The organism is Actinomadura sp. HBU206391, from assembly GCF_014323665.1.
GTDB lineage: Bacteria > Actinomycetota > Actinomycetes > Streptosporangiales > Streptosporangiaceae > Actinomadura_C.
In genome coordinates this window covers 1-7,991 of sequence record NZ_JABVEB010000239.1, presented here as the reverse complement: position 1 = coordinate 7,991, position 7,991 = coordinate 1, and the positions used below count along the sequence as shown (strand labels likewise).

Annotated in this window: 6 protein-coding genes; 2 read left to right on the top strand and 4 right to left on the bottom strand. The window is 71.5% G+C overall.

Translation table 11 applies throughout. From position 1 onward, the window contains the following. Positions 1–161: 161 nt before the first annotated feature. The 3 genes from HKK72_RS32570 to HKK72_RS42505 form a co-directional block, all read right to left on the bottom strand. Positions 162–2,273, bottom strand: a complete 2,112-nt coding sequence (locus tag HKK72_RS32570) for an MMPL family transporter (protein ID WP_187238273.1) — start codon at positions 2,271–2,273, stop codon at positions 162–164. Between the two features lie 111 nt (positions 2,274–2,384). Further along, positions 2,385–3,068: a response regulator transcription factor gene (locus HKK72_RS32565; protein WP_315987565.1), complete on the bottom strand. Its 684-nt coding sequence runs from the start codon at positions 3,066–3,068 to the stop codon at positions 2,385–2,387. A 21-nt stretch (positions 3,069–3,089) separates the two neighbouring features. Continuing rightward, the gene (locus HKK72_RS42505) at positions 3,090–4,226 is read right to left on the bottom strand and encodes a sensor histidine kinase (protein WP_187238272.1); all 1,137 of its coding nucleotides are present in this window, start codon (positions 4,224–4,226) and stop codon (positions 3,090–3,092) included. Between the two features lie 432 nt (positions 4,227–4,658). Between HKK72_RS42505 and HKK72_RS32555 the strand changes: the two genes are divergently transcribed. Next, positions 4,659–5,975 (top strand): sensor histidine kinase, encoded by a 1,317-nt coding sequence (locus tag HKK72_RS32555; RefSeq protein ID WP_187238271.1) that lies wholly within the window; start codon positions 4,659–4,661, stop codon positions 5,973–5,975. A 47-nt stretch (positions 5,976–6,022) separates the two neighbouring features. On the opposite strand, the gene HKK72_RS32550 is transcribed toward HKK72_RS32555, so the two are convergent. Then, positions 6,023–6,640 carry a helix-turn-helix domain-containing protein gene (locus HKK72_RS32550; RefSeq protein WP_187238270.1) on the bottom strand — a complete coding sequence of 206 codons (618 nt, stop codon included), beginning with the start codon at positions 6,638–6,640 and terminating at the stop codon, positions 6,023–6,025. Between the two features lie 38 nt (positions 6,641–6,678). Here HKK72_RS32550 and HKK72_RS32545 point away from each other — a divergent pair, with 38 nt between their 5' ends. Beyond that, complete coding sequence (locus HKK72_RS32545; protein ID WP_187238269.1) at positions 6,679–7,938, top strand: MFS transporter; 1,260 nt, start codon at positions 6,679–6,681, stop codon at positions 7,936–7,938. The last annotated feature ends 53 nt before the right edge of the window (positions 7,939–7,991 follow it).

Here is a 7,991-nt window from a genome sequence, read left to right as displayed (position 1 = left end):
CGGACGCTCGTGTTCGTGACCGGACTGTGCTCGGCCGGCTGGCTCGTCACCACCTGACGAACCGGCTCGTCGCCTCGCCGACTGTCCGCCCACGTGGTCGAACGAGGGCGGATCCCGGGATCCGCCCTCGTTCGATGGTCGGCGGGCAGGCCGCCCGGTCGTCAGCCGGCCAGCGCGGGGGCGGCCGGAGGCGACGCGGCCTCCGGCGCTTCGGGCGCCGACTCGGACAGGGCGAGCCGGGCGTGCACGCGTCGCAGCGGGCCCGGCATCCACCAGTTACGCCGCCCGAGAAGCGTCATGGTGGCCGGGACCAGCAGCATCCTCACGATGGTCGCGTCCAACGTGATCGCCAGCGCCAGCCCGAGCCCGATGGCCTTGATGGGCACGAAGCCGCCGAAGATGAATCCGGCGAAGACCACCGCGATCATCGCCGCCGCCGCGGTCACGATGCCGCCGGTGCGCTGCAGACCCTCGGCGACCGAACCCTGGGGACCTGCGCCGGCCAGCCACCGCTCCCGGATCCGGGACAGCAGGAACACCTCGTAGTCGACCGAAAGCCCGAACGCTATCGCGCCGATCAGCACCGGTACGGTGAGGTGCACGTAGCCGAGGCCTTCGGTGCCGAGCAGACCCGCCAGGTGTCCTTCCTGGAACACCCAGACCACGATGCCGAGTGCGGCGCCGATGCTGAGCAGGTTGGTCAGTACCGCCTTGACCGGCAGCAGCACCGAACCGGTGAAGGCGAACAGCAGCATCAGCGTGCCGAGCGCGACCAGCGCGACCGCCCACGGCAGCCGTTCGATCAGCATGGCCCGGTAGTCGACCAGCTCGGCCGAGTCGCCGGTCACCTCGATGCGGAACGGTGCGGACAGGTCGCGGATCGCCGTGACGGCGTCGCGGGCCGCCGCACCGTCGGCCGGACCACGCGGGGTGGCGGACAGCACGGTCAAATCGGGCCCGAGCTGATCCACCTCTACTCCGGTGATTCCCGGGATGGCCGCGACCGTCCCGCGCAGCCGGTCGAGTTCGGGGTCGTTCGCGGGCGCGTCGGCGAGCACCTGGATATCGCCCGACCACTGTGCCTGGTCGGGGAAGTGCTCGGTGAGCCCGTCCCACATCTGGCGGGTCGAGGTGGCACCCGGCAGCATCCGCGGGTCGCCCTGGGAGATGTGCAGCCCGAGCACGGGAGCGGCCAGCGCCGCCATCGCTCCGGCGGTGACGACCAGGGTCAGCACCGGCCGGCGCTGGACGCCGCGCGCCACCCGGGCGAACATCCCGGCGCCCGCGCGCCGCTTGGCCGGAGAGATCCGGTGGCCGAACCGGGTGAGCAGCGCCGGCAACAGCGTGAGCGCGGCGACCATGTCCACCAGCACGACGGCGGATCCGGCCAGTCCCATCGAGCGCAGGAACGGATCCGGGAAGACCACCAACCCGGCGAGCGCCACCGCGACGGTGAGGCCGGAGAACATGACGGTACGGCCGGCGGTGGCGGTGGTACGGGTGACGGCGGTGGCGACGTCGGGCGCGGTGCTCCGCTCCTCGCGGAACCGGTTGACCATCAGCAGTGCGTAGTCCACCGCCAACCCGATGGCGAGCATGGTGGTGACCTGAATGACGTAGACCGAGATGTCGGTGACGGTGCTGAAGGCGAAGAGAACACCGAAGGTCCCGCCGACGCCCACCACGGCGATGAGCACCGGCAGCCCGGCCGCCAGCAGGCCGCCGAAGACGACCAGCAGCAGGACCAGCACCACCGGCATGCTCAACATCTCGGCCCGCGCCACGTCCTTCTGCGCCTGTTCGTCGAACTCGGCATCGGACAGAGGTCCGCCCGCGACGGTGACATCGGCGTCAATGCCGTGCAGCCGCTCGGCCACGGCCTCCGCCGTCTCCTCCTGCCCGTCCCCGGGGGCCAGGCGCACCTCGACGAGCAGCGCGTTGCCGGTCTTGGCCGACGGGAGCGGCTCGGACACCTCGGCGACCCCGGGCACCGCCCGCGCCGCACCGATGGCCGACGCGACGCTCTGCCGCAGCGCGGGATCGGCGGCCGGCCGGCCGGAGATGACGGCGGTCAGCGTCTCGGGCCTGGGCGCGGCGGCGGCGAGCCGATCCGCGGCGCGGCCCGACTCGCTACCGGGCACGGTACCGACGTCGGACACGAGCCGCTCGAACACTCCACCGCCGATGCCGAAGCCGGCACCCACGATGGCGAGCCAGGCCACGATGACGAAGAGCGGCCGGCGGGCGGCGAACCCGGAAATCGTACGGATCATGACAGCCTCCAACGGTTGACAGCTGCCCTGATGTTCATCCCTGGACCGGCGGCGGCGGATCGCCGTGGAGAGCGGACTTGCGTGCCGCTCGCAGGAGCGGCCGACTCGCTCTCAGGAGTGAGCCGGCGGCGCGGTCTCGCCCGGCTGGACCAGACCCGACTCGTAGGCCAGCACCACCGCCTGTACCCGGTCCCGAAGGCCGAGCTTGCTGAGGAGGCTGCTGACGTGGGTCTTGACGGTGTGCTCGGTGACGTACAGCTCGCGGCCTATCTCCGCGTTGGACAGTCCTCGCGCGACCTGCCGCAAGGTCTCGGTCTCCCGTGCGGTCAGCGCCGCCAGCCGGGCATCGGGGCGAGGAGCGGCCGCGGGCACCGGATGGGCGCGTCCCACCACATCGGCGATCAGGCGACGGGTCACCGTCGGGGCGAGCAGCGCCTCACCGGCGGCCACCACACGTACCGCCTCGATCAGCTCGGCGCGTCGCATGTCCTTGAGCAGGAAGCCGCTCGCACCGGCGCGCAGCGCGTCGTAGACGTACTCGTCGAGGTCGAAGGTGGTGAGCACCAGTACCTTCGCGCGGGTGTCACGACAGATCGCCGCAGTCGCCTCGATCCCGTCGACGTTCGGCATGCGGACGTCCATGAGCACCACGTCCGGATGGAGTTCCCGCGCCGCCCGGATCGCCTCGGCTCCGTCCGCGGCCTCGCCCACGAGCTCCAGATCCGGCTGCGTGGAGAGGATCATCGCGAAACCGTCGCGCACCAGTCCCTGGTCATCGGCGATGAGCACACGAATCGTCTGCTTGGGGGGCACACCTCAGGGTACGGGCAAACTGGCCACCACACAGAGACCCATTCCATCGGGGCCAGGCTCGAGGGTGAGCTCGCCGCCTACCGCCGCGACCCGCTCACGCATCCCCACCAGGCCATGCCCACCTGTATCGCCGGCCCCCGCGAGGCCGCGCCCGTCGTCGCACACCTCCAGCCGCAGGGCGTCGTCACGCCATCCCAACCGGACCTGGACGCTGCTCGCCGCGGCGTGCTTCACCGTGTTGGTCAGCGACTCCTGCACGACGCGGTACGCGGTCACGGCGAGGTCCGGCGACACCTGCCGCGGCCTGCCGTCCTCATGCAGCGTGACGGCCAGGCCGGTGTTCCGGACATCGGCGACCAGGGTCGGCAGGGTCTCGAGACCCGGCTGTGGTCTGCGGGTCCACTCGTCCGACCGAAGGACGCCGAGTGCCCGGCGTAGCTGTGCCAGCGCGTCCCGGGCCGTGGCCGAGATGGTGTCGAACACCTGCTCGGCCTTGTCGGGATCACTGCGCACCGCGACCGGCCCGGCCTCGGCCTGTATGGCGATCATGCTCATCGAGTGGGCGATGATGTCGTGCATCTCCCGGGCGATCCGCTGGCGTTCCCGCGCGGCCGCGGCGTCCTGCTCCTCGTCGAGGCGGCGGGCCCGCTCCTCCAGCATGGCGATCCGGTCCCGGCGCGCTCGGGCGCCGGTGCCGAGCGCGTACGCCACGGCGAAGGCGATTCCGACCGGGCCAAGGTTGAGGACCTCGTCCTCGGGAATCAAGATCGACATCGAGATGCCGACGACCGTTCCCGCCACCGCGATCAGCCGTTCCGTCGGCGGACACAGAGCGGCGAAGGTGTACGTGGCGACCAGCTGCGCGGGCGGCAGGTCGCCGAGCACCCCGGCCAGGGCCAGCCACGTGGTGCCCACGCCGATGATCATGGTGACCCAGAACGGATGCCGGCGTCGCCAGAGCAACGGCAGCGAGTTCGCCGTGGCCATGATCGGGACCCACCATTGGAGCCGCTGATCGACGGCGGCCTGGAGGACGACGTTGATCCAGCACACGGCGGCGATGACGGTGTCGACGGCGAGCGGCGGCAGGCCGCCCGCCCGTGCCGCGAGCCGCTGCCCGTACACGGTGAGGGTCCGCACGTGATCTGCTCCTGCGATGGGGGCGTGGCCGACCGCCAGTATCGGACGCCGGGCATCGCGGCGTCCTCCCTCTCACGACGGAGCCGCCGACCTGAGCCTCCGGCGCCGGGACATGGGGGTTAACCCCCGCGAGCGATGGAGCGTATCGTGAAATTCGATGACGTCCAGTTACGCGTGGTCATCATCGGTGGCGTCCGAACCCGGCCATGGCCGGGGTGCGACTCCCCCGGTGCCCGCCGGAGGACGATCCACCGTCGTTGCTCGCCGACGGATCCGCATGAGTGCCGTATCACGAGGGACCCGATCCGCCGAGCATGATCGCAGAGTGTCGGGATGATCACGCTGGGAGGATGGCGTGTTGCGATGCCCGGGTCCTCGCCACGCATCCGGTCGCCGCGTTTACGGTCCCTGCGAGGCCGGATCACCGCACTCGTGACGCTGTTGGCCACGCTCCTGCTCATACCGGCGGGAGTGGGCGGCGGCCTCATGGCCCGCCAAGCCCTGACCGACGCCGTGTGGCGGCACGTCCGCCAGGAGGCCGCCATCGCCGCGGTGGACGTGCGCCACGGACAGCTGAGCAAGGCCGTGACGCCGCGGGTCGCCGGGGTCAATCTGATCCAGGTGGTCGGGCGCGGCCATCACGTCATCGCCGCATCGGCTGCGGCACGTGGACTGCCTCCGATGACCGAGGCCTGGCCGCCGTCCCAGAACGCCGCGCAGGATGTGCAGAGCTGCGCTCGCCCTCCGGCCGGATGCACGCGGATCACAGCGGTTCGGGTCGGGCCTTCGCCCGATTCGCCGGTGGTGTACGCGGGCCGTCGCGCCGCCGGCACGCTGTCGGCCGGGGTCTTCGACACGCTGTTCGCCGTCCAGGTCGCCGCGCTGATCGCCCTGACCGCGTGGGCGACGTGGAGGGTGACCGGCCGGATCCTGCGACCGGTCGAGGCCATCCGCACCGAACTCGCCGCCATCAGCGTCAGCGACCTGTCCGGCAGAGTCCCCGAACCGCCCGGCCGAGACGAGATCGCCCGGCTCGCCCGCACCATCAACACGACGCTCACCAGGATGGAGCATGCGCAGGGCGGTCTGGAACGAATGGTCGACCAGCAGCAGCGATTCGCCTCTGACGCCTCGCACGAGTTACGCAACCCCATCGCCGGGCTCCGTGCCCTGCTGGAGGAGACCCGGCTGAACCCGGACCCAGGCGACCTGTCCACCACGTTCCAGCGGGCTCTCGATGAAGTCGATCGGCTCCAGGCGATCACCAATGATCTGCTCCTGCTGGCCCGCGTCCAGGCGGACGCGGCTCTACCACCGGAGCGCATGGACCTGGGGCGATTCGTCAGCGCGGAGATCTCCCGGCGAGCCGACCGGCACGAGACACTGCTGAGCCTGCAACCGGGGGTCACGGTCAGGGCCGTTCCGGTCCGCATCGGCCGGATCCTCGCCAGCCTCCTCGACAACGCCCAACGGCATGCCGAGAACACCGTGCAGGTCGAGGTGCGCGACCGCGGGGGCTTGGCCGAACTGTCGGTCTCCGACGACGGCGAGGGAATCGCCGAGGCGGACCACGAACGCATCTTCGAGCATTTCATCCGGTTGCCGGCCGCCCGGAACCTCGACCCCCACGGCACCGGCCTCGGGCTGCCCATCGCACGCGCCATCGCGCAGGCCCACAACGGCAGCCTGCACGCCGAAGCCTCCCCCACCGGCGGCGCACGCTTCGTGCTCCGCCTGCCGTACACCTGACCACTGGTCCACGTGACCTGGTCACTCCCATTCGAAGTCCGGACCGCTCACCCGCTCGCCGATCCGGGCGTTGGCAGGTGCGGGTCGAGTTCGGCATAGCGAGGGTCCCGAGTCCCCGCGTAGACCACGGTCATCGTGAGGCGGACCGGCCGTGAGCCCGGGTTGGCGTAAACATGGGGCCGGTCGCCGCGCATCCGTAGCGCGTCACCCGAACCGACCTGGAAGAGCGCGCCGCCCACGGTGACGGCGAGCGTGCCCTCGTGCACGTGCAGCAACTCGCGGGTGCCCACGGGATGCGCGTCTGAGCGGATCTCGTCGCCGGGCGGGAGCCGAAAGTCCCAGAGTTCGGTGAACGGCGCCTGCCCGTCGTTGATGAGCAGCCGTGCCCGGCCGCCCGACCGGACCACAGCGTCATCGGCGCGAGCGACCCGGCCGAGCTCCTCCGGCGGCTCGACGAGCTCCCCGATCGAAATGCCGAGCGTCGCGCAGATGCGAGCCAGCGTCGTGATGCTCGGGTTGGTGCGGACGGTCTCGATCTGCTGCAGCATCCCCCGGCTCACGCCCGACCGGGAGGCCAGATCCTCCAGCCGCCAGCCCCGGGCCTGCCGGACGGTGCGCAGATTCACGGCGAGCGTCTGGCTGACGGCTTCGGCGGGGTCTGTCATGGCACGATCCTCCCCTCAGAGTGCAGGATAGTCCGTCTATGACACAACATAGTGGTTCGGAGCGGCGAGCGATCCGACGCCTGCTCGGTGCGGGACTCGTCGATCACCTGGGGGTCGGGCTCTTCGTCGCCTTCTCGGCGGTCTACTTCACCGAAGTCGCGGGACTGTCGGCGGGGAGCGTCGGGCTGGGCCTCGGGATCGCCGGCCTCGCCGCGCTGGCGGCGGCCGTTCCGTTCGGCCGGGCCGCCGACCGCTACGGAGTGCGCCGGGCCCTGGTGGTGCTGCACCTCGCCCGGGCGGCGGGCACCGCCGGATACGCCGCGGTGGGCGGATGGTGGGGATTCCTGACGGCCGTCACCGTCGTCACCGTGGCCGACCAGAACGTCGCCGCGCTCACCCAGGCGCTCGTCGCCGAACTCGCCGAGGGAAAGCGGCGGGTCCGGGTGCTGGCCGCCTACCGGACCCTCGCCAATCTCGGGATGAGCATCGGCGGGCCGCTGGGCGGCCTGGTCGTGGGCACCGGGCTGCTGCGCGCCATGCTCCTTGCCAACGCGGCCGCATTCGTGCTCGTCGCCTGTGCACTCGCGACCCTTCCCCAGGAGCGGCGGCACATGGCACCGTTGCCCCGGATGCGGCTCGTCGCGCTCCGCGACCGGCGACTGCTCGCCATCGCGTCGGTCGACGGCGCACTGCAACTGTGGCTGCCGGTCCTCAACCTCGGCTTCCCGCTCTGGCTGGCCCGGGAGAGCGACCTCTCCCATGCCGCGCTGGGCGCGCTGTACGCCGTCAACACGGTGCTCGGGTTGCTGCTGCAGGTCCCCGCGGCGCGGCTCGCCGCCACCGTCTCAGCCGCCCGCCGCTGCCAGATCGTCGGCGCGGCCCTGATGGCCGGCGCATGCCTGCTGTTCTGGGCCGCCGCCCACACCGCGCCGCCCGTGCTGTTCGCATGCGCGAACGTACTGCTCACGACCGGTGAGCTCGCATCGGTGTCGGCGGCCTGGACCCTCTCCTATGCCCTGGCCCCGGCCGGTCGGCGGGCCGAGTACCTTTCGGCGTTCGGGATGGGCCGGTCGATTGGCCGTTACGTGCTCGGCCCCGTGCTGATCACCGGCCTTCTCCAGCTCATCGGAGGCTGGACCTGGGCCGCGCTCGCCCTGACCTTCGCCGTCGCGGGCGCCGCCGTCCCACTCGTGAAGCCGGGCCTTCCGGCAGAGCCCGGTCCGCGGCCGAACCGGAATCGGCGGCCGCCGAAGCGCGGCCGGGAGACGTCCCCACCAACGGCCGGCGTAACGTGGTGAATTGATGAGATTTGGCCCAGGACCAGGGGATTCGGGCCAGGACCAGGGGATTC